A 22998-nucleotide genomic window follows, 5' to 3' on the forward strand; every position below is an offset into this window, starting at 1 on the left:
TCGCCCGACCGCGTCGGCTGCTCAAACGCTCATCAGGGCAGATCGCGGTCTTATTCCCTGTGGCCGACTGCGCATCTGCACTGGGTAGGTGAGCCATCGATCCTCGCGCGTCGCGGCGCTGAACAGTCGTCGATCGCACACCGAAGTCCACCTCCGTTACTTCGCTGCGTTGTCACTCCCGATGAACGCGTGGTTGCTAACGAGAATTCTGTTTCCCGCAGCGTCTACGCGAAAAGGCCACCTCAGCACGCACATCTCATACGAGAACACTCGGTAGCTTCGATCTTTCGACGCGCTGAGTGCTGCCTGCCGATTCAAGCCTGTGGGTCCGAGGCTGGGTTTCGTCTTCTACATGGCGACGTCGGTGTTTGAAGGGGTACGCGTGCCGGGGCCTCTCGTTTGTGGTCGAAGGCAAATGACGGCGCTCATGAGAAGTGCCCACAGCGGCCGGGTGCTGTTTCAGATACTGGTGGGGGGACACGTTCAACACGCTGTCAAGAAGGCCGTGTGCGACGGGAGCGTCCACATATCGAAACATCCTTGGATCAAGGTTCGTGGCTTGATGGGGCTAAATCTCGGCCCGGGCACCGCGTGCCTTTGTGTTAGCTCTCAGCGCGGTCGACGAGTTGACGCAAAGCGAGCGTGGCGTACACCGTTCGGTTCTCAAGCGATGTGTCATCCGGTCGCAAGTCGGCTTGTGTGACGATGGGGAGCTCATCAGTCTTCCAGAGGTCGCGTGGAATGAGCTTCGCGAAATCATTGGACTCGAAGCGGTGGTGTACGACCTTGAGGTTGCCGTCGCTGTCGATTCGTTCGGACATGGAGACGAATCGCGCGCCCAGACTGGCGAGGGACACGGAGACGTCGCCATTGTGTAGTAGCGCTTGCGCCTGCTCGCTGAGCTGTTGCCACAGATCGTCGTCTAGGTAGTGGATGAAGCTGAGAATTGAGTGCGTTCCGCGTTGGTCTCTCGGGATGGCAGTCGTCAAATCCGTCATGCATCTTTCGAGCACCTGCTGGCGGATCTCTGACGTCGCGGCTAGCACCTTGGCTTGGTTGATGCCCAAAAGTTCGATCGGCCGCGCGAGTACATCGGCAGTGGTGGACAGGCCGAATTCGTTGCGGTAGCCGCTAATCAGGTCTCGTGCCGCGTCAGGCTCTGCTCTCGACATTGCGTGTCCTGTCAGTGCGTACAGAACCTCGGACCACCTGCTGAACACGAGATCAGCACCATCCGTGGGGATCTCTCGCGTAAGCAGATGGGCGGCACTGAAACACATCTGTGGACTGGCGTCAGCGATGACATCGAGTTGTTGCATGATCTTGCCGCGAACCAGCCGTCTGCGCTCTTGGATCGGCAAGGCTTCTCGAATGATAGAGGTCGAGGACCAGTCACCGGTATCGGTCAGGCGCTCGAAGTCGGTGCGAACGTCGCTGTCGCGGATGTCTTGTGCCGGTAGGCCGAAAGCGAAATAGCGGGCGAAGTAGTTGGCGTCGCGAATCTGACAGTGCGCGTGCCGTGTGGGTGTGTAGGAACCTTTGGGCCGGGGAAGCGCGTCAGGGAAGAGGCTGACCAGCAGGACGTACACGCTCTTGTTCTCGAAGTCGTCTTTTGTATCTGTGTACCTAGCGACCTCAGCCTGCTTCTCCTCGGCAGTGACCTCCTTCTTTCCAATCGTCGGTGTTCCCGAACCGAGCAGTTCTGTCCGCCAACGGGGGATCTGCTTGTATAACGCGGGATAGTGAAGTCGAATGAACGTAATGACGGTCGCGTCGAAGAAGTCCAGCTCGCTGTTGCCACCGACCAGGGTCAGCATGATGTCGACCTGAGTGCAGAGTCGATAGATGCTGCGGAGCGTAAGCAGCTCGGTCGGTAGCACTCCCAACAGAAGGTCGGGGATGCTCTCGCGGTTCATATTGTCTTCGTCTTCGTCTTCGTCTTCGTCGGTGAGGGTGACGCTGTTCGTAGCAGGAATGACGCTATGCGCCTTGATGATCGCGTTGAGGTGCTCACGAAATTCTGTTGCCAGATGCACCTGCTGGATGGGTGGTAACGCGAAGGGATACTGGATGATTTTTTCGAGATACCTTCTAGCCCGGGATCTGTTGTTCGAGGCCAGGTCGGTCTTTTCCAGCACGTCGAGCACAGTTTCTTCGTCGTACGAGAGTAGGTAGTGGACTCGGTCGAATCGCCCCAGGAGCCGGACAGACTTCATGACCGACAAAAGCTCGTCGGCATGCAACCGGTCGATGTCATCAACGATGACAAGGACGTTCTTTCCTGCTGCTTGGATAGCGTCGGAGACTGCCCTGAAGCGTTCGGAAAATGGGTTCGGCTCAATGGCGGCGGTGAAGTCGCCTACCTTCTCCGCAAACGCATCCTTCCCAGCCAGTAATGCGTCCTGAACGCCTCCCTCGCCGATCCACTTCTCGATTGCCGATGTTCCAACGGCTTTGATGATTGCGCTGCCCACCGGTGCAGCGGCCGCCAATGCTCGCCTCACACGTTTGCCTTCGGTACTGGTGGGCATCGCCCCTGCGATGACCTGGTAGAACTCCTCGACCAGAGTCAAACTGTCACCGGCCGACCATGGTGTGAAAGCGACGACGGACCAACTGTCCGCATTTTCTGTGGTGATCACCTCGGTGATCATGTTGAGGACCGAAGTTTTGCCAGTTCCCCATGGGCCAGCAAGCCCGAAGACGACACTCGACCCGGTCCCAGCTTGTTGAATTCGTTGCGCAACGCGTCGAGCGTACTGCTTGCGATCGAGACGGTCATGGACCATCAGCTTGATCTCAGTATCGAGATTGATCTTCACTTCACCGGGACCGGCCGACGACTCGGGTGCGTTCATCACCCGATGATCGCAGACCCGAATATCGAGCTTCTGCCGCAACAGGCAACCCCGGCGTGATGAACCACAAGGATGGAACGCCAGGGCCTGCTTGATGGTTTTCCGTCGTCAGAGTGGTGGTGGGTCGTGTGAACAGCGCGGAGTGTGCCTTCGCAGTAGAGCACGCTCGATGATCGCTGGTTCGGCACGATGTGCCTACCGCCGGTCGCTGTGGACGGCCGATGGACCGTCTGAGAGGTCCTCGCGCGATTTGGACTTGGCCGCCGATTGCGGAGATGAGTCCGGTATTGATCCGGCGTGATTGAGCGGGCGTTGTTCGGCAGATAACGATCTGCGATCGTTCCGGGTCCCTTCGCGTCATAGCTCGCCGAGGTTGTACACGTGATGCAAAACTTGATGAGTCGGCGAGTGCGACGCTCTGACCGAGGCTTCTCGGCTCTCGCTGGGACGAACAGCACCCGATGAGCGCCGTCAAAGCTCCCTCGTCAGTTCTGGCCGGATGTCCACTACGGCGAAGGGACGCCGCCCGCGCTACACACGAAATCACCGTCACCGACGAAGAGCTTTGAGGATTGCACGTCTTACGAGAACCCGTGCACGTACGCTGTACCCGGAAATGATCGGCCCGGGGAGCCGGTGGCATGACACAGTCCGTCGATCTCGTTACCATTTGTCGTAGATGGACTTTCGGTCATCGGCCGGGTTGTTGTCTACATGACGCGTCTGCCGTTCGGTGACTATTCGATCCACAATTCTGGCGACCCGATAGTCCTCGGTCAGTTCCCGCCGGATTTCCGCCGCGGCTGCTTCCACGTCGGCCAATGCTGCGCTGTGGATTAGGACGATCGCGGCGGAGGCTTTACCTGGACTTGCCTGCGAGAACCATTGGGAAACAACCATATCGGTGATGCGGCCGTCGATAGAGACTTCGATCGTCACGTCGCCGTCACTAGATATCGCCCTGCCTCGTAGCTGCACCAGGGATTGGTGAACACGAGCGGCCTTGACCGTGAGCTGTTCGACCTCAGCCTGGGGACGGTAGGTCATCGCTGCTCGATCACCGGAGGAGCAACTGCGCGCGGAGGGGTCTGCCCGGTCTCGATTGCGAAGCACGGCGACACCCCCGTTACGCTCAGATACTCGGGTGTGCCCAGCTCGGCTGCTATTCGATACCCATCCGGTGTCGTTGCTCTCGCCGTCTTACCACCGTCCTTGCTGTCGTCTTCGATCGTCCAGCCCCATTCGCCCCAGCTGGCCACCAGCACTTCGAGGTTGCCTCGATGCGCCCCATCGCTGACCACCCAATAACCGGCACTGAATTGATGCGGCCCGTAGTCGATGGTGTTGTCGTCGTAGCAGGGTCCGAATCCACCCCTGGAAAGATCCGACTGCGGATATGTCGGATTCTCGACGTCGAGCCGTGTCCCGGTCGGCAATACCGAGAGAGAGCGACCCAGCACTTCGACCGTTCGATTCTGGGCTTGCTCTTGCGACAGTGCGCTATCCACGTCATTTGCTCCGTTCTGAGTGCACCCGACTGTGAGAAGGACACCAGTCAGTGCGATCGCGAGGGATGTTCTGGGCTTGACCTGGACGGTTCGATCAGTCATTCGGTGTTCCCGTGTTCGTGATGATCTGTGCCATCGATCGCAGCGACGGTGTGCCTGGCTCGAAGTAGCTGCTGTGCGAGTCGGGGTCGAACCCGACATCACCCAGCACAGGTATGTGGATCGAGTCGTTGCCCGGTGCGCTCTCGAAGACAGTCGCTTCGAACGCATCGCCGGTCGGGTCTGCGCCGTGAGCTACTGCGGGCGCTATTTCCCCGATCCACGTCACCGGGTCGGCCGGGGCAGCGGTAGCGAACACGTGATCGGTCATCCGTTCCGAAGCGACCCCGTCGAGCGCCAGCTCATCGACCCTGTTTACCCCCACCCCGGGACTACCCGCGAACACGACATTGTCGACATCGAGTGAGCCACCGTCGCTCATAGCATGCCCGACGACAGTGCTGCCGTAGCTGTGACCGATGACAGTGTTGTGCGAGGGAGGGCCGTCGTGCGCGGCACGCAACCCGTCCTGAAAACTGTCCAACCGCGGAGCTCCGGCGTCGGCAAATGCTGTCCGCGCGGCGTCGGACAAGCCGGGCGGAGAGTCGTAGCCCATCCACATGATCACCGAGTTTTCGCTTCCCGGTGACAGTTTGTTGGCCTCGTCCAGTAAGTGGTCGGCCCGCGTCATGTCCCCGCCTATCTTCGACAATTCGGTACCTGTCCCCGGAACGTACGTCGCGACGTTGTGAGCGGTGTCCGGGTTGTTCAGCGCAATCACGCCTCGGCCCTGATCGTCGATAGTCATCAGGAATCTGGGAACTCTGTCGTCGCTATCGAGTTGGTTGCGTACTTCGTGAAAACCCGCCACCGCACTGGTCGCCTGCTCGCGTTCGTCGGTCCAGTCCAACCAGTCCTTGTGACGGGCCTGCTGGTTTTCGGTAATTAGCCCATCGCTCGGCGGTAAGTTCTCGCCTCTGGCCCAATCCGGATGACGGGCTTCGATCGCGGCGAGATTGCTTTCCGCTGCTGCCGTGATCGGTACCAGTAAGTCGTCGTTCAAGCGGGTCTTGTCCACGGCCGGCAGTCCGTCCCGGTTGCCGATAGTGGGGTCCCAGGCCGCGAGACCGTCTTTCTCGGCCGGCGTCAAGCCGTCCCAGAACTGAGCGAGCTCGTGGGGACTATCCGGCAGAAATGCGTTGCCGTCGACTATGTTTCGGACGCCGTCGCTGTAGTGGTCCGGCGTACCGGGTGACTCGGAGATCTCTGCGATGGCATCGATCGCGCGCTGCAGCGAGGCAGCACACTGTCGGTCGACGTCGGCTGCGGCGTTCAACAGAGAACGCACTGCGGCCTCGCGGACACGCGCTTGCTCCTCGAAACTGCTCTGCACCAACAGGTCTGCGACGATGTCGCCGGTCGAGCAGATGGGGGCGGTGACCGAACCTGCATCGGCGACGGTGAATCCGCCGGCAACTGCAGCATCGACTGCGGCAAGCGTCGATGTCCGCACCTCGGTCAGTCGACCTGCCGCTGTAACGAATTCGGTTGCTTCACTGTCGACGGCGGTGACGAGGTGGGTCGCGGCCAGCCGATCAGCCAAAGCTCGAGCAGATGCCGCTGTTGCCGCGTCACCTTCCCACTGGCTCAGCCCATCCTTCGTGGCGCGGCCGACGTCGCTGACCAAGTCGTCGAATTCTGCGTTCACCGCTGCAAGATCGGAGGCAAGATCGACGAGTGCAATCGGATTCCAGCCGCGAACCTGGGAGACCGTTACGCTCATCGACGATCGCCGTTCAGACGCTCGAGCTGATCACGAAAAGCTCGGTCGGTGTCTTCGTAACTGTCCGCTGAGGCCAACGATAAAGACGACATGTCTCGAATACGTACCGACACTCCGCGGTAGGCGGCGAGCGTCGGAATCGCAGCTGACCGGGCAACAGCGCCGAACGCCGAATTGGGCATTGCATCGGCCGCAGCCGTAATGGGAGCAACCGGATCCAACGACCCCACCGAAGCAGCGGTAGCTGAGAGAGACCTCCCCAATGCCCGCAGTGCCTCAAGATCGACCTTCAACATCGGAATTCCCCCCGGTAAGTCCCGTCGCGCCCTCCCCGGCGCCGCGTCAGCGTAGCAGTGGGAACGCTCTCGTATGGGGTATCGGTACGGAGCTGCGTAGCCAGCGGCTATCGCTCCGTGACGTGCAAGACGCTCCTGCGGTTGTGGGTCACGGACGTTCCTGATCTCTGCGTGGTCCGAGAGACTTGGCGAAGGCGTGAAGGTCTGTCACCGTCTGCTCGATGTCTGCAAAATGCAGCCTTTGGTCGAGCTCGAGGTAGAACTAGTCTTCCGAATTGAGTTCTCGTTGGCCGTATTAACGAAGCCGCCGGAGATCTTCCACCGGGATCAGTGCCGCCACGGGCCGGTTCTCCAGACTCCCGGTGGGAGTTACATCAGGGCATCGAACTTGGAATCTGATTCAGCCTGTTTCGGTTCCGTATTTTTCGATCAACCTGCGGCATTCGTCGCTGCTGACGTTGAAAACGACGCATTGAAAGTGGCTAGAGTACTCGCCGTAGGACTCGAACTCGTCGCAACCGTTGTAGGCACACGGGCCAGGGCTGTCCTGCTGCTCAGGTGAGCTACCGGGCTGCTGCGGAACCGTTCCGCGGGTGGTGGGCCGAAGGCTTGTCGTTGCCGGGGCTCCGACAGACGGGGTGCCACCTCGGTACTCCACGAACGGCGACTGAGTAAGGATCGAATTACCCGAACTGACCGTCAATTGGGTTGCGCTCACCTGATGTCGCACAGTGGAATTGGTGGCCACATAGTCCCGGCCGACCACTCCCACCTGCTCGATCGTGATGGGACTGGCATCGGCAAGCCAGACGCCTCGGTAGACCAAGCCGGCTTGGCCCGAGCACACCACCACGAGGGAGTCGACCGTTCGGGCCGTCACGACCGCGCTCTCGGGAGCTCCGCAGCGAGCCGACGAGCCCTGCCATCCCGCCGCGTCCATTACGTAGGCAGTCGGCACGGGCTGGAAAGCGGGAGGCGGCGTTGCCGACGGCGATGGCTCGGATGTGAGAGCCGGCGTTGCCGACGGCGCGGGCGTGGTGGCTGATGCGGTCTCGTTGGACTCGTCCGATTTGGTGGCCACCAAGGCGGTGGTGACGCCGACCAGAGCGATGGTCAGGACAACGATGATCGCGACGCCGATCCACATCCACCTCGACATGCCTGCATTTCGGGTCGGAGGCTGATACTGCGTCTGGTCATTGAAGTTCGAGTGATCATCGGACACCGGCAATCCTTGGGGACGGGAATTGAATTACTCAATTATCTAGGTCTCACCCACGACTGTTACGGACGCGATGATCTAAGTCGGTCGACTCTGGTGTGACAGAAACAACCGTTTTGGCACACTGGTCTCAACCTTTCGCAGCCCGAATGACCACTGATGGCCATTGCACGCCACCTAGAGCTCCACACCTCCGGTTGGATCTGTGCTTCGTCCACGACGATCGGCGATCGCCTGCCTTATGCCTCCGCAGTCGGCATGGCACACCGGGTCCTTGGACCGCGTCGCGTACCTTCTGTTGGCATGTCTTTCTGACCGCGATCAGTCCATCCAGAACCTTGAGAGGAACCGATGCGCGAGGGTAAAAGTGTTCGGCTCTTTCTGGCCGAAGGCTCGATGGGCGGTCTGGTCACCGCAGAAATCATGAACTGGACCGGACATCTTCTCGCTGTTCAGCGCTCCGGGCTGCGCGAACTGCTCAAGCGGCCCGAATCCTCCCGTACCGGCGTCTACGTGCTAATTGGAGAAAGCCCCGAGAGCCTGGGCGGCCAGCAGGTGTACGTCGGCGAGGGCGACGACGTCTCCCGTCGTCTGAAAGACCACGAAGGGAAAAAGGACTTTTGGGACCGGGTGGTCGTTCTTACCAGTAAGGACTCAAACCTCACTAAAGCTCATGTTCGCTACCTCGAAGCCCGGTTGATAGCGATGGCCCGCCAGACGAAACGCTCCGAGGTCACCAACGGCAACAGCGGAACAAACAGCGACAACCTTTTGCCCGAGGCCGACCGCTCCGACATGGAGCACTACCTCGCCCAAGCCTCGATCGTGCTTCCCGTTCTACAGGTGAATGTATTCCGCTCCTCTTCCCAGGTGCATCTAGCTAACGCTGACACCTCGACCCTTGAGGACACCGCCCAAACGGTGTTCGTCACCGGCCTCAAAGGCGAGACGTGGGCGCGAGCCCATGAGGTCGACGGCGAGTTCACCGTCCTTGAAGGGTCTCGTGCTAAGCCTTGGTCAGGGACAGCGCACTCCTACGCCGGCCTGCAAAACAAGCTGTTCAATGACGGCACACTGGTACCCACCGCGGACGGAAGCTGGTACACCTTCACACACAATCAGGTGTTCTCGAGTGCAAGCGCGGCATCAGCAGCTGTCCTCGGACGAAACTCTAATGGGAAGCTCGAATGGAAGCTTGAAGCGACGTCCTCGACATACGCGCAATGGCTCGAACAGCGGGCTAAACGGGTAGTCGCCGCTGTTTACGCCGGCGTTGCCAGCGCTGAGGCCGCACCGAGCTGACGACTTCGTTCGCTGTGCCCCCGATCTGCCGGTGTCCGTAAGCCGGTGGCCAAGCGGACAGTCATGATGTATCAGTCCAGACGTCGAACTCCCAGCTTGGGGATTTTACGTTCGACGAGGACCCGCTCCGCCGTCCGGACCGGCCACGGTCCGCAGGTGATGGCCACGGTCCGCAACACCATCGTTGGCGTCCTCCGCTTGGCCGGCCACGACAACGTCACTGCGGCGCTGCGGCATCACAGCCGCAACCCGCACCGGCCGGTTGGCCTGCTTCATGAGGCTTGACGCGCGACTATGCGACTTTTTCTGGCCTCGCCCCCGGCCGAAGTACACACGTCCCTACCGATCGCGTCAGACGGCTGGGATAGGTTTCCGGACATGGCGAAGCATCCGAGAATTCGGCAACAGAACATCGCAGTCTTTGGTGAGTCAGGGTCGGGCAAGACCGTGCTGGTGTCATCGTTCTACGGCCGCACCCAGGAGGGCTCCCATAAGAACGACCTATGGGATCTCGTCGCCGACAAGGGTGGGCAAGGAAATCGCCTGTACCAGAACTACCTCGGTATGCGAGACAGCGCAAAGACGCCCATGACAAACCACTTTCTGAACACCACATACGACTTCTCGGTCAAGCTCAAGGCAGGGGAAGGCGATGAGGAAAAGTCCCGTCCATTCGACGAGTTGCGCCTGGCATGGCATGACTACCCGGGTGAGTGGTTCCAGGACGATCCCAGCAGCGAGGAAGAGAACCTGCACCGGATCGACACATTCAGGACTCTGCTCAGTTCGGACGTTGCCCTCCTCCTCGTGGATGGACAGAAACTCCTTGACCACCGCGGCGAGGAAGAGCGATACCTCAAGTCCGTCTTCCACAACTTTCGCCAGGCTTGGTCCGAGTCAAGGGCCCTCTCCTTAGCGAAGACGGTCCGCTGATCGAGTTCCCTCGAATCTGGATCCTGTCGCTATCCAAGGCCGATCTGTTCCCCGACTGGGACGTAAATACGTTCCGTGATCTGGTCATCCTGAAGGCTGCTGACGATATCGAGCATCTTCGCTCGACAATCGCGGGCATGATCGTCACGCCGGACGCGCTGTCCATCGGCGAGGATTTCATGCTCCTCTCGTCTGCCAAGTTCGCACTCAAGGCGGACAGCGCGGAGCCGGTCGAGATCGACCTGAAACAGCGCATCGGACTAGACCTGATACTCCCCATCGCATCGCTTCTGCCGCTGGAGCGCCGTGTCCTGTGGGAGGAGAGGATGAAGCTCCCGTGGAAGGTGGCTGACACGCTCGCTGACGGGGCGGACGTGATTGCAGCAGCCATGGCTGGTGTCAAGTTCACAGGGTTCGAGAAGCTCCTGCGAAGGGTCACCAAGAACGATGCGCAGGCCGCGTTCGTGGCCAAAGTTCTCCCTGCGGCTTTCGCTGCTGCGATAAAGATTGTCGGCCCGAAACTCAAGGAGATGAACGAGGACGCGCGCGCGAAGCATCTGTACCTGCGGGCAATGCTCACGCAGTTCAAGATTGACCTCGACCAAGCTGTGACCGAGAACGTTTTCAGGAAGCAGAAGTGACTGTGAGAGGTGTGACTCGGTCACACCTCATCTGGGCGACTCGAGGCCGGAACTGGGGTTTTCGATTCTTGCTCGATGCAGGCAAGGGCGATCCGCTTCCATTATACGAGCGTGCATTCGCCGAACTCGGGGACGAACCCGCGGCGTGGCACCGAAGCGGACAAGTGGTCGCAGTGCGATTCCCGGACCCGGGGGGGCGACGAGACGCAGCGGGACGAGTCATCCCTCACGAGTTCGTGGTCTTGGGTGACGGGGCTGACGTCGTGAACTCCGTGTACGACGGCGAACAGCACCTGTGGCCACTAGTCGAACAATCCTTCGAACATGTGTGGGACGCCGATACGCCGCCATCCGACGCCGATCTACGCTTCGAATAAGCCGCCTCAGCTGATTTGTAGGAAAGTTCGTCAAGTGGGCATGGTGAAGTGCTGCGGTGGCGGATGCCGTGGCTCATAAGAGTCGAGTTGAACTTAGCGCGGCAGCACTAAGCGGAGCCGCCGTCGCTCCGCGACGTGCAGATGACGCTCATGTTTTGCCCGTCATGGAGATTTCCGATCTCTGCTCGGCCCGAAAAACTTTTCGAAGGTGTGAAAGGTCTGTCACCGTCTGCTCGGTGTCTGCTAAATGCAGCCTTCGGTCGAGCTCGAAGTAGAACGAGTCCTCCGGATCGAGAGCTTGCTGGTCGTACTCGCGCAGCCGTAACAAGTCCTCTATCGGGATCAAGGCCGCCACCGGCCGCCCGTTCTCACCGATAACGATTGGTTCGGATAGCCCCTTTGACGAGGCTCAGCGAAATTCCCCAACCGCGCTCACCGAAATTCCCCACTCGTGAGCGGTCTTCACTGTAGTGGTTGGCGGGTTCCGGTGGTGGCTTTGCGGAGCTTCTCCGATCTGGCGTTGTGGTCCCGTAACCGGTAGGAATCGCCGTCGAGGTTGAGCACGACGGAGCGATGCAGGAGCCGGTCGAGCATGGCTGCGGCGACGGTGTTGTCACCGAGCACTTCACCCCAGGATCCGACACCGCGGTTGGTGGTCATCACGATCGATGTCTTCATATACCGTTGCGAGACAACCTGAAACAGCGCCGACGCTGCCTCACCGGGTAGCGGTAGGTAGCCGAGCTCGTCGATCACCAGCAGCGTCGGGCCGGCGTAGAAACGCATTGTGGTCGCCCACCGCCCCTCCAGTGCTGCCCGGTGGCAGCGGGCAGCGAGATCGGCAGCGGTGGTGAAATACGTCCGATACCCGGCATGCGCAGCAGCCCTCGCGAGCCCGACCGACAGATGCGTCTTGCCGACCCCGGGAGGGCCGATGAGCAGCACATTCGTCGCCGTCTCCAAGTAGCGGCAGGTCGCGAGCTCGTCGATGAGCTTGCGGTCGATACCGGCCGCGGCGTCGTAGTCGAAGTCCTCGAGCGATGCCGGCGTCGGCAAACACGCGAACCGCAACCTGCCGGTCAAACGCCGTGCCTCGGTGGCCTCGACTTCGATCGAAAGCAACCGATCCAACGCCGCGGTCATCGACAGCTCCTCGGCCGCTGCTTGGTCGAGGACCGAAGGCAACGCTTCGGCGGCGTCGTGCAATTTCAGGACCGCCAGATGCCCACGCAGGCGTTGATAGAGACTCGCCGCTTCGGTCGTGTTCGGTGCCGGCATCCGGTCACCTGTTTTCTTGTCGACCATCAGAGGGTGTTCCTTCCGTGTGCGGCTCGTTCGTAGACCGACAGGTCGTAGATGACCGCGCCGGTGCCAGTGGATTCAGTTGCATGACTGCCGATTTCGCGCTGACCATCCCCGGAGGACAGTGTCGATTCGGCCGACGCTCGGAGCTTCTCGGCAGCAGCGAGAGCGTCGGGTCCGGGTGGGATCCGTTCTTTCCGGCGGTGCGGGCGGCCGGTGTTCGCACCCGACATCGCTGCTTGTTCGAGGGCGTAGACATGTCCGTGATCGCGGACCATCGCCCCAGTCCCATCGGCAGCGAGATGGTGCCGGGCAATGGTGATGCCCGATGTGGTGACGATGTCGATGACATCGGCGCCCAGAACATGCGTCACTGTCACAGCGGCACAGGCGAGTTCGGGTGGCACCGAATACCGGTTACCGCGATAGGACACCAACGCTTGGCGCGAGACGACCCGGTCGGTGCTCATGATCGCCGGATACGCAGCCGCCGGCAACGGATGCAACCCCTCGGTGGTGGCGATCGTCCCCACCGACGCCCTCCCGTCCTTCGTCGGTCGCAGCCGGGTGTCACCGCGCAGGCTGCAGAACCGGTCGAGGCTTGCTTGGGCTTGTTCGACGGTCAGATCGTCGGCGACTGTGCGCCACCACCGTTGCGCTGCAGTGTGATTGGACTTCTCCACCGCGCCTTTGCGGTTGCCTCGGCGGGGTGGGCAGATGGCGACGGAGACACCGTAATATTTGGCGACGCCGGCGAAGCTGGCCGTGATGCGGCCGGAGTCGGGGTGGCAGACTGTCGCCATCCGATCGAACCGCCACACGCGGCTGACGCCGCCGAGGCCTCGGCAGATGCGGTCGAGTCCGTCGACGACATGGGGTTGGGTCATGTCCGGGGCGAGGATCCCGCGCCATTTGCCCGAGCAGGCCAGCGTTCCGACGAACAGATGTGCCATCGAGCCCCATCCCCAGGAGTCGGGTGGGTTCGGTAGATCGACCCAATCCCATTGTGTCTCTTCACCGGGCGGGTGATCGATGACTGCGTTGGGTCTTTCGGTTGCGGTGAGGCAGGCTTTGCAGATCGGGCGAAGTTTCAGTTCTCGGATCTTGCGGTGCAGCGTTTGATACGACATCGAATATCCGAGGTCTTCGAGCTCGTCGCAGAGGGTGCGGACCCACAGGTGTGGGTCTTCGGACAGGCGTGCGGTGACGTAGGCGAGGAACACCTCGAAGGGGTCCGGGAAGCTGCGTTTACGCACTCCGGGTGTGGTGGTCCCGTTGAGGTAGGACCGGATGGTCTTGCGGTCGCGGCCGGTGTGCCGTGCGATGTCGGCGATCTTCCAGCCTCGTTGATGCAGGGCGTGTATTTCCACGTCTTCCTCCCGTGTAAGCATGAGGAGCGGGTCTCCTTCGGGTAGCTGGTGTGTGGTCAGAGACCATCAGCATCCGGGGAGACCCGCCCTCGTTGGCGGTGCCACACGGGTGGGGAATTTCAGTGAGCGTCAGTGGGGAATTTCGATGAGCGCCGTCACCTTGGCGAAGCGGGCAATCATCTGCACAACCAAGCGGGGAGCCTGGTCCAGTGGAACGAGGCCGGCATTGTCTACGTGTTCACCGTCAAGGTTGTTTAAGTCGGGCATGGTGGTCGCTTCCGGTGATGTGTCACTGCTGCGCGCTCGGTCGCGGGTTTGCTGGGCATCTCTCTGCCGGGTCTCGTTGATGGGAAGCGTAGGCCAGGTGGCGTCCGACAATCTTCAGGTCGTTGTTGACAGCCGGACCAGTACGCTGAGGTGCGAATGGAGCGGAGGGTGCCGTGAGCGCGCCGTATGTGTCAATCAAACGCCTGATCGATAACTCGCTTGCCGCCATGCTCGCGGCAGTCGAGGTCTACAACAAGCCGCAGATGACCTATCGTGACGAGGTCACTGTCATGCTGGTGGTAAATGCATGGGAGCTTGCCCTCAAAGCTGTACTGCGACAGCAAAGGCAGTCGATCTTCTACCCGAAAAAGCTCGGTCAGCGGTATTTGTCGGTGTCGATCGACGATGCGCTGGGCCGCGTCAACGCGGGCAACCTTTGGCCGGAAGAGGTAGACGGTGTTGCGACGACCGTGAACATCAAAGCCCTTACAGAATACCGAGATCGTGCGATCCACCTGTACAACGCTCAGGGGCTCGGAGCGGTGATCCACCCGTTCCTGCAGCAGAACGTGCTCAATTACCGTGACTTCGTGTTGGCCAAGTTCAAAAAAGATCTCGCCGATTCGATGACCTGGCAACTGCTGCCGCTTGGTGCGACCGCCCCCGCCGACGCGGTTCAATTCATGAGAGCCGATAAAAGTTCGACGATGGTCGCCGAGGTCGAGGAGTTCATCAAAGAGCTGCGTAACTTGATGGACAACGCCGAGGCAAAAGGGGCCGATATGGGTCGGCTGGCGGTCGTCTATGACATTCACCTGCAATCTCAGAAGAAGATGACGAGCGCTGACCTCGTTGTCGCAGTGTCGTCGACGGCAGACGGGCAAGTCGCCATCCAGAAGACCGATCCAAACCTGACTCATCCTTACAGCGCCACGGAGCTAATAGAGCGCGTGAACAAGAAGCGTTCGGGGCGGAAGTTGAATAGCTACGATCTTCAGACAATCTGTTGGAAAGAGTCGCTGCGCGATAACCAGAAATATGCTTGGAAACACAGCAACGCGACCACCCATGTCTGGTCTGGAGCGGCAGTTTCCCACATCTCCTCAATCACTGACCAGCGTTTTGACAGGTTACGAGATGAGTACCGCGGGTACCAGAAGAAGATGCGGGCGCGGGCCGAACAATCACGGTCGAATAGCGCATAAGGCGTCAGCGGCAAGAACGAGCTTGTTCCGACACGGACACACCCCTGTCGCGGCGTCGACCAGAACCATGTGAGCGTTTCCCGGTTACGCGGGCATGCCGATGGGCAGCGGGATGACGGCCCTACTGCGTCGCCTCGATCTTGATCGCCAGCCCAACCGCCGCAGTCACCTTCGCGAGGGTACCGACCGATGCGTCGTCGCCGCGTTCGATGCGAGCAATTGTCGGCCGAGACACCCCGGCCTCCTCGCCTAGTTTCGTCTGCGACCAGCCTCGCTCACGTCGGGCGGTCCGCACGGCGTCACCTACGGACGCGAGACTCACGGGCTCGGTCATCGCTGTTCCACGGGCTCCACGGGGCGGAACTTCCAGCCTCTGTCCTGCGCCTGCGCGACCATAGTCTTGGCAACCAGCAGACACAGACCTCTGTTGTCGGCTGGAACCTCGTTGAAGTCGATGTGCCCGTGGTAGTTGGAGCGATTGCGGTTCATCGAGTCGTCCCATACCGTAAGCGGCGTTCGGCTTCCCTCCGATGACTTGACCTCTGCAGACTCGACCTCGTCCACGGTCACCGCCAAAACACCGGCTGGAGGCTTGTGGCTTTTCCCCTTCGCTTTGAACCGAGCCTGAATGACGGCTGCTCGATCCGCGTACGCCTGCTCGGGGGTTATTGCGTCACCGCGCGCGATGGACAGACGATTGAGGTCCGTCCTGTCGGCCGTGCTGAGGTCGAACGCCGCCGGATCGACGATACCGGCGGCATTGACCCAGGAGCTATTGACAGTGCGCAGGAGTTCGATGTCACCGACGTCCATCCGCACACGTTTCGGCGCTGTTGCGTCGTCACTCATGGTTACCCTCCTGGACCAACCACGTTGAAAGTCGCTCTCCAAGGTCAGCGTCCTTGGGCACCGTCTCGTCCTGGAACGTTCCCGCTGCCACGTCGGCGGTATGGATGTACAGCGCGCCCGAGGGCTCGACCTCGATCGTCAGTTGATTTCCGGCGTGCGGCCAGTAAAAACGCACACCGCCCTGCTCGGTTGGGAAAACCGATCCCGGGACGTTGCCGAGGTCCGCCATCACGTCTATGACTTGGCTACTTCGACTGATCACCTCTCTGGAGATAATCTCCCCGGCATCACCGTCGACCCAGCCCTCCTCAAGGAAGGCCAGCGCGCCAAGAGCCAAATGGGCCGCTCGCGCATCCTCGGACTGGACGGGGTCTCTTGGCACGCGTGGAGGTCTGCGGTACTGCGTGTGGATGGCGTTTGCGGCAATGTCGGTGATTGCCTGGAGAAAGGCCGGATCAGTCATGTACGACTGAATCTCTTGCGCCTCGCTGACCGTTTTTAGCACCGCCAGACCCACAGCACCGCTGAATCCCTCAGAAGCTTTGAGCTGCGAGACCGTGTTGTTCTTCGCCATCGCCACGGCTTCTTCGTTCGCGTCGAGGAACCCCCAAAAGGTCGTGATGAACCCAGACACACTCTCCGGGCTCACGTCGACACCCTTGGCCTGGAACATTTCGTTCACCTTGTCGATGGCCTCGTCGAGCGGGCCCCGCTGCGGTGTCGCCCCGCCATTGTTTTGCTCCGCATCAAAGGTGGGCAGCTTGATTCCTTCACTGCTGCCTTCGCGCAGCGAGTGGTCCTCACCGATAGCGGCTGGTACGAGTTTCACGCCCGAGAGCTGAACGCCCTCCAAATAGCTGTCGTCGTAGTCCTCGCCGTCAGAGTGAAGATTGCGGGCGAGCAATGTCGCGAGGATTGCACGTCTTGCCAGATCCAAGTCTTCGTAGTCGACGATCTGGCTGAGGAACTGCCAGGCGTTTCGGTAACTGATCACGTCAGCACGGAATTGCTCAAGTTCCTCTCGCTTTGCTTTGTCCTTGCTCAGCACGGCCTGTCGCATCTGACCGTTCCAGCGGTTCTTTATCGGGGCGAGGACCTTGGCGATTGTCTCTCCACCCGAGTCGGCGAGGAAGGCGTCGGCGACGGCACCCATCTCGTCAGGCGTGTACATGTCAGCGGTGTCCAGGCGCTCTCCGAGCGTGTACAGCGCGTTGGGGTCTACATCTCCCTCGACGTAGGCATCGGAGTAGTAGAGCCTGAAGTCCTTCTGGATGCTGGCTGGCGAGTTCCGGAAGTCAACAACCATCGGGGCGGTCTTGCCTGGGTAGGTGCGGTTGAGTCTTGAGAGCGTCTGGACAGTGGCGACACCGGTGAGCTTCTTGTCGACGTACATTGCCATGAGCCGCGGCTCGTCGAACCCCGTCTGGAATTTGTTGGCAACGATCAGCACCCGGCTATCGTCTTCCTCGCGGAACGCACGGGCGACGTCGCTGCGATTGTTGAGCGAGACCTCAGTGACGGACTCGCGGGTATCTTCATCGACGATCGAACCAGAGAAGGCGACCAAGGTCTTCATGTCGGTGAAGCCCTGCTCTGCAAGGTAAGAGTTCATTTTTTTCGACCAACTCAGCGCCTCCATGCGGGAGCTAGTTACAACCATTGCTCTTGCCTCACCGCCGAGCACGTCCATTACATTCCGTCGGAAGTGCTCGATTACAACACGCACTTTTTGCGCTATCGCCGTCGGGTGCAGCCGCGCGAACCGGACAATATTGGTGACCGCCTGCCCGGTGATGACCCGAATCTCGTTTTCCCCTTCGAGTGTGTTCCTCACCCGCAGGAACATGTCATAGGTCGAGTAGTTGGTGAGCACGTCGAGGATGAAGCCCTCCTCGATCGCCTGCGCCATCGTGTACGTGTCGAAGGCCTCCCATCGGCCGTCACGCTCGGTGCCGAAAAGTCGCAGCGTCTTTGCTTTCGGGGTGGCGGTGAGAGCCACAAACGTGATGTTGCTGGATGCGGCTATGGCCGAGTCCTTGGCCAGCAGCAGGTCGTCAGCGCTGATGTCTTCGTGGTCTGAGCCGAGCTCGACGTCGACCAGCAATTCCTTGAGCTTCTTCGCTGCGGAACCCGACTGAGAGGAGTGCGCCTCGTCGGCAACCACCGCCCACCGCCGGCCGCGCAGCTCATTCGTGTCCTCGATCAGCTTCATGACTTCGGGAAAGGTCTGCAGGGTGCAGGTAATGATGTGGTCGCCCTCGACGAGTGCCCTCTTCAGCTGGGGCGACTTCGCCCCGGACTGTTCTCCAACGCTGACGACCAAGCCCTTACTAGACTGGACCAGGTTCATGTCGTGGCGGATGTTCTCATCGAGCACGTTGCGGTCAGTGACGACGATGACTGAGTCGAAAGTCGATTTTGAGTCTTCGGTCATGTGCCGAATCAGCCGGTGACAAAGCCACGCGATCGTCTTCGTCTTTCCAGAGCCAGCCGAGTGCCAGATCAGATAGCGCCCGCCCGTACCGTTCACCGCGATGTCACCAACGACACGCTCGACCGCGCGGAGCTGGTGGAAGCGCGGGAACACCAGCCGCCCGTCCTTCTTGCCAGACTTGCTCGGCTCGAACAACGCGAAATCCTTGAGGACGCGCATGAAGGTCGCGCGGGCGAGGATCTCCCGCCATAGGTAGTTGGTCGACGAGCCGGTACCCGACGGAGGATTGCCTTCGTGACCTTCGTTGCCCTGATTGAAGGGCAAGAACACGGTGTCCTCGCCTTCCAGCTTCGTGGTCATGTACACAAGGTCGTTCGACACGGCGAAGTGCACCAAGGCGCGACCAGGCGCGAGAAGTGCCCGGTTTCTTCCGGGCCGGCGGTCCTCCTTGTACTGGCGGATCGCGTGGTTGACCGACTGCGTGTTGTCGGTCTTTAGCTCCATCGTCACGACGGGAAGACCGTTGACCGTGAGGACCACGTCGATCGTCTCGTTGGTCGCCGTGTCAAAACGCACCTGCCTCAAGATGCGCAGCCGCACCGAGTCGGCGGCCTCTACCACCTCGGTGAGGTTGGGGTTCGCAGGCGGGAACTCCATCATCGGTCCGAACTTCGCTGCTGGGCGACCGACCTGGGCATAGTTGAAGCCCTTGCGCAGTACGCCGAGCAGACCGCCGACAGGATGACCAGTGGTAGAGTCCATCTTCGTCTGCTTGGCAAGCTCTTTAACTATGTGCTGCAACAGCTTTCGCTGGGCTGCGGTCTTCTGTTCGCTTACAAGGTCCGCGGGTATGGCCTTCTCATACTCGTCGGCATGATGGGTTGCGAGCCAGTGCAGTACGTCAGCGGGGACCATCGCCAGGCCGATGTCCCAACCGGTGGTCTTGCCCTCGTTTTCGTACAACCACCCGCGCTCCGATAGCTCTGCGCAGAGGTTGAGCTCGAACTCCGACTCCATGAGCTGTGCATCGCCCATCACGCGACCTCTTTCCCACCGGTGACAACATCGGTGATGAGCGCCGAGCGCCGTTCCAGGAGCAAGGCCTTGAGGTCGGCGACTTTCGTCAGCATGGCGTCGACGTGCGTGGTGGCTTTGTCGAGCCGGTTTGCGATCTGAACCTGCTCGTGAAGAGGTGGGAGCGGCACCGGTGTTGCGTCCAGCACGGTCTTTGTCACCCTCTGAGCGTTAGGACGCACGCCGTTTGCGATGGCGGCGAAGTAGTCGATGTAGCGTGAACTCCGGAATAGGTGGTGAACGTAGCGCGACTCGAACCGGTCTGAGATCCAGAACGCCTTGTAGTCGGGGCTGATGTACCCGGTAAGAGACGACACCCCGAGCCCGCCGTGGTTGAGCCACATCATGTTAGCTGCGAGCTGCCCCGGCCGCACTACCCTGTATTTCGAGACGTCGAGCGAAGCTTGTTGACCTTCGGTACGAGTGTTTAACTCGACACCCCTGTACTCGGAGATCGAGAGGAGGGGCCCGGGCGGGTCCCCGCCGTTGCGTTCCATGCTCTCAGCGAAGTCGTAGCCGAACTTGGTGCGCCGCCAGCGATCCGGGATACCGTCCAGCACGGACTGCGTATGGAGGCTCTGACGACCCTCATGGCGCTTGAGCCCGAACACGAGGTGCGTGGCCACCTGTGAAAGGCGATGCCGCAATTGCCGCGTCAGTTGGTCGAGGCTGGCAATCATCCTGTCTATTTTTCCGGTCTCGTAATCAAGATATGCTGCGATCTCGCGCTGAGTTTGTAGTGCCAGGATGGGTACTTGTAGCCGCCCGAGGGTCGAGCTCGTCATGCTAGGAAGCGCGGTGTCCGTCGAGTACAGACTGAACGGGATAGTAGTCGCCCAGTAATAAAGCCACCGCCCGAAAACGGCGGGGCTCAGTTCTGTATAGAACATCGTGTCAACGGTCCAGAACTTGCCGTTTACGTGCAGAGGGCGATCGATCGTTCCTTTCCGACCAAACAGGACCGACTCGCCGTCGTAAAGATGTGCGGAGGCTGCCGCGAACGGCCCACCAGAACCGATTACCGGGATCTCACCTGCGTCGTCAGCAACGTGCTTATAATCTTGACCGCTTCGAAGCCTGACGAGGTATTGCAGACCGATGGTGGGTGTGTCAGTCATCCGACCGCACCTCTAGGAACATCCGACTCAGTTCTGTCATGAGCTCCTCCACGTCCGCGTCGATCTCTGCCAACGGCCTCGGCTGCTCTGGCACGTAGAAGATCCGAGTGAAGGGGATGTCGGTTCCGTACCTAGCCTTGCCCTCGTCCCATCGAGCACCCGGTTCGTACGGCAGCACCTCACGCGCCATGTGCTCGTCCAGATCTTCACTTAAAGGCACACGTTCAGTGATCTTCCAGCCCGGGACGATGACGGGGTTGCCTTTGCGATCGACGGCGAGCGGGGCGGAGTCATCCTGCACCGCCATTGCCTTCATCGCAGCGTCTATGAAGCCCGCTGTGGCCTTCAATCCAGCCGATTTTGCGGCGAGGGGGAGCGCGGTCGGGAGTTCGTTCCAAGGCGTGCCGTGAAGTGAACGCAGGATTGCGTCATGACCGTCGGTGAAGTCGCGGAGGCCACGCAACGACTCAGCAACTGCGTCGTCGAAATGAGTGCCGAAGCGTGCCTGCTTGTACACAGGCACGTCCCGGAACATGAAGTCTTTCGGTGTCAATACGCGAGATATCGCGGGGTCAGCCTGCTCGAATGCTTTGTAAGCCTCCACCAGGCTATCCCGATGAGCCTTCCCCATTTCGCGACGCTTCTCACCCATCGGCTTCCGTAGCGAGTCCCACTGGCCGGAACCGTCGATGAGCTGGATCTTGCCCTTACGGTCGGGATCCTTATTGGTGTCGAGGACCCAGACATATGTTGCGATGCCGGTGCCGTAAAACATGTTGGTGGGCAAAGCGATAATCGTGTCGATCAGGTCGTCCTCCAGGAGCCACTGGCGGATCGAATTCGGCCCGTTGTCGCTGTTGAACAGCGGCGATTGGTTCGAGACAACAGCGGCGCGGCCACCCTGACCGTTCTTGGCTGCGGGACTGAGCTTCGACGCGCAGTGAGCGAGGAACAACATCTGACCGTCACTGGCACCAGGAAGACCGTGGCTGAAGCGCGATCCGTCAACTTCGGCCTGCTTCCTGACCTCCTTCTCGACTGCCTCCCAGTCCATGCCGAACGGAGGATTGGAGAGCACGTAGTCGAAGGTCTGATCCCCGTATAAGTCCTCGACAAGGGTGTCACCCCGCTTGATCGCATCCGGTCGGCCACCCTGAATAAGCAGGTCGGCCTTGCCGAGGGCAAACGCAGACGCCATTAGCTCCTGCCCATACAACGTGACGTCGATCTTCTCGTTCATCCGCTTGAGCGCGTCCTGCGCGACGAGCAGCATCCCGCCGGAGCCGGCGGTCGGGTCGTAGATGGAGCGCAGCGCGCTCTCACCCGCCAGACCGTCGTCATCGTTGGTGATCAGAATGTCAACCATGAGCTTGATCGCGTCGCGCGGCGTGTAAAAGTTACCTGCGGCCTTCCCCTTCTTGTTGAAGGCCCGGTACATCACGTCCTCGAAGACATCGCCCATGGCCGTGTTGGCAAGTTGGCCTGGTGACAGGTCGAGCTTCGAGAAGTGCTTCACCACGGCCAGAAGGCGGTTGGCGTCAGCGAGCACCTTTACGCGACGGTTGAAGTCAAAAGAAGTCCAGATGTCGGCGATGTTGTTCGAGAATCCGTCGATGTAGCTCTGCAGCGACTTGTCCACGTTGTCGTCAACCGACGCAATCGTGACGAGGTCGAGCGGCGAGACGTTGTAGAAGCTCAACCGGAACTTGTCCTTCACCGCGATGTCAATGAGATGCGGCGGCATGCCTGCGAGCGAAGCGACAAACGCTGTCACCTCCTCCTTCGAGTCGGCAAGCATGCATTCCAGTCGACGAAGCACAGTGAACGGGAGGATGTAGTCGCCGTAGTCCTCCTCGTCGACGATGTTCCGCAGGTACTTGTCAGCCGTGTCCCACACGATGCGTGCGGTGGTCCTGCTGTTCGCTGCCTCAGTCAATGCGTTGCCCTCGATCGGTCCCGGTCCCAATAAGAATGTATCGCGGACGTTACATCAGCACCTTGTATTGCTTCAGCGAAGGTTGCGCAGTAGGTCCACGACGAGCAGCACGAAGGGGTCGCCATCGTATCGACGGGCGCGGAGGAATGCATATGCGAACCTACGGGACGAGTTCGGTGATACGTGCGCTCGGAGCCTCGCATTGGGGGACATCGGGCGGGTACCGCGCGGTGGTTGCTGCCCCTGAGATTTTTCTGGTCGGGCGGGTGTCGCGACAGGGGCTTAAAGCGAGGACTCGTCGCGTAGCCGAGTTTCGTACTTGGGCCTAGGAGGCATCGATGTGACACGTAGATGACACACGGGACTGCCCCAGCTTTGGTTGACATCTGATCTGTGAGGATCGCTCCTCACGGTGGAAGGATGTTCACCATGCCGAAAGCATTTCCCGAGGAGTTCCGCCGCGACGTCATCGCCGTCGCACGCG

Annotated in this window: 17 protein-coding genes; 4 read left to right on the forward strand and 13 right to left on the reverse strand. The window is 60.4% G+C overall.

Translation table 11 applies throughout. From position 1 onward, the window contains the following. Positions 1-602: 602 nt before the first annotated feature. The 5 genes from J1M81_RS03485 to J1M81_RS03505 all read right to left on the reverse strand — a co-directional run bounded on the left by J1M81_RS03485 (position 603) and on the right by J1M81_RS03505 (position 7709). Entirely contained in the window at positions 603-2858 is a 2256-nt protein-coding gene (locus tag J1M81_RS03485; protein WP_008709930.1) for a P-loop NTPase fold protein, read from the reverse strand. Between the two features lie 663 nt (positions 2859-3521). Then, positions 3522-3905 (reverse strand): hypothetical protein, encoded by a 384-nt coding sequence (locus J1M81_RS03490; protein WP_008709928.1) that lies wholly within the window; start codon positions 3903-3905, stop codon positions 3522-3524. Beyond that, the gene (locus J1M81_RS03495) at positions 3902-4366 is read right to left on the reverse strand and encodes a hypothetical protein (protein WP_230558418.1); all 465 of its coding nucleotides are present in this window, start codon (positions 4364-4366) and stop codon (positions 3902-3904) included. Before J1M81_RS03495 ends, J1M81_RS03490 begins: the two co-directional genes overlap by 4 nt. 94 nt (positions 4367-4460) lie before the next feature. Beyond that, positions 4461-6188 (reverse strand): alpha/beta hydrolase, encoded by a 1728-nt coding sequence (locus tag J1M81_RS03500; protein WP_008709924.1) that lies wholly within the window; start codon positions 6186-6188, stop codon positions 4461-4463. Between the two features lie 696 nt (positions 6189-6884). Beyond that, entirely contained in the window at positions 6885-7709 is an 825-nt protein-coding gene (locus J1M81_RS03505; RefSeq protein ID WP_042937331.1) for a hypothetical protein, read from the reverse strand. Positions 7710-8057: 348 nt separating this feature from the next. Between J1M81_RS03505 and J1M81_RS03510 the strand changes: the two genes are divergently transcribed. Beyond that, positions 8058-9008 carry a GIY-YIG nuclease family protein gene (locus tag J1M81_RS03510; RefSeq protein ID WP_008709918.1) on the forward strand — a complete coding sequence of 317 codons (951 nt, stop codon included), beginning with the start codon at positions 8058-8060 and terminating at the stop codon, positions 9006-9008. Positions 9009-9113: 105 nt separating this feature from the next. Here J1M81_RS03510 and J1M81_RS03515 read toward each other — a convergent pair whose 3' ends face one another. After that, positions 9114-9284, reverse strand: a complete 171-nt coding sequence (locus tag J1M81_RS03515; protein ID WP_157225912.1) for a hypothetical protein — start codon at positions 9282-9284, stop codon at positions 9114-9116. A gap of 102 nt (positions 9285-9386) precedes the next feature. Here J1M81_RS03515 and J1M81_RS03520 point away from each other — a divergent pair, with 102 nt between their 5' ends. After that, the gene (locus J1M81_RS03520) at positions 9387-9941 is read left to right on the forward strand and encodes a hypothetical protein (RefSeq protein ID WP_206497612.1); all 555 of its coding nucleotides are present in this window, start codon (positions 9387-9389) and stop codon (positions 9939-9941) included. A 137-nt stretch (positions 9942-10078) separates the two neighbouring features. After that, positions 10079-10582 carry a hypothetical protein gene (locus tag J1M81_RS03525; protein ID WP_206497613.1) on the forward strand — a complete coding sequence of 168 codons (504 nt, stop codon included), beginning with the start codon at positions 10079-10081 and terminating at the stop codon, positions 10580-10582. An 839-nt stretch (positions 10583-11421) separates the two neighbouring features. Here the strand turns inward: J1M81_RS03525 and istB are convergent. Further along, positions 11422-12264, reverse strand: coding sequence for an IS21-like element helper ATPase IstB (gene istB / locus J1M81_RS03530; protein ID WP_206497614.1), 843 nt, complete (start codon positions 12262-12264; stop codon positions 11422-11424). Continuing rightward, positions 12264-13652 carry a DDE-type integrase/transposase/recombinase gene (locus J1M81_RS03535; RefSeq protein ID WP_206497615.1) on the reverse strand — a complete coding sequence of 463 codons (1389 nt, stop codon included), beginning with the start codon at positions 13650-13652 and terminating at the stop codon, positions 12264-12266. The genes istB and J1M81_RS03535 overlap by 1 nt, the downstream gene beginning before the upstream one ends. Before the next feature lie 419 nt (positions 13653-14071). On the opposite strand from J1M81_RS03535, the gene J1M81_RS03540 reads away from it, so the two are divergent. Next, positions 14072-15103: a DUF3644 domain-containing protein gene (locus J1M81_RS03540; RefSeq protein WP_008709911.1), complete on the forward strand. Its 1032-nt coding sequence runs from the start codon at positions 14072-14074 to the stop codon at positions 15101-15103. Between the two features lie 121 nt (positions 15104-15224). Here the strand turns inward: J1M81_RS03540 and J1M81_RS03545 are convergent, their stop codons facing one another. The 5 genes from J1M81_RS03545 to J1M81_RS03565 are packed head-to-tail and all read right to left on the reverse strand — an operon-like array spanning position 15225 to position 22514. Continuing rightward, complete coding sequence (locus tag J1M81_RS03545; RefSeq protein ID WP_008709909.1) at positions 15225-15437, reverse strand: helix-turn-helix transcriptional regulator; 213 nt, start codon at positions 15435-15437, stop codon at positions 15225-15227. Beyond that, complete coding sequence (locus tag J1M81_RS03550; RefSeq protein WP_008709907.1) at positions 15434-15952, reverse strand: hypothetical protein; 519 nt, start codon at positions 15950-15952, stop codon at positions 15434-15436. The genes J1M81_RS03545 and J1M81_RS03550 overlap by 4 nt, the downstream gene beginning before the upstream one ends. Next, on the reverse strand, positions 15945-19421 hold the full coding sequence (locus J1M81_RS03555) for a type I restriction endonuclease subunit R (RefSeq protein WP_008709905.1): 3477 nt from the start codon (positions 19419-19421) through the stop codon (positions 15945-15947). The genes J1M81_RS03550 and J1M81_RS03555 overlap by 8 nt, the downstream gene beginning before the upstream one ends. After that, the gene (locus tag J1M81_RS26130) at positions 19421-20578 is read right to left on the reverse strand and encodes a restriction endonuclease subunit S (protein WP_230558421.1); all 1158 of its coding nucleotides are present in this window, start codon (positions 20576-20578) and stop codon (positions 19421-19423) included. The genes J1M81_RS03555 and J1M81_RS26130 overlap by 1 nt, the downstream gene beginning before the upstream one ends. Then, positions 20571-22514 (reverse strand): class I SAM-dependent DNA methyltransferase, encoded by a 1944-nt coding sequence (locus J1M81_RS03565; protein ID WP_051048301.1) that lies wholly within the window; start codon positions 22512-22514, stop codon positions 20571-20573. Before J1M81_RS03565 ends, J1M81_RS26130 begins: the two co-directional genes overlap by 8 nt. Positions 22515-22998: the final 484 nt, after the last annotated feature.

It is taken from the genome of Rhodococcus sp. KRD175 (assembly GCF_017168275.1).
In the GTDB taxonomy this organism is placed as follows: Bacteria; Actinomycetota; Actinomycetes; order Mycobacteriales; family Mycobacteriaceae; genus Rhodococcoides; species Rhodococcoides fascians.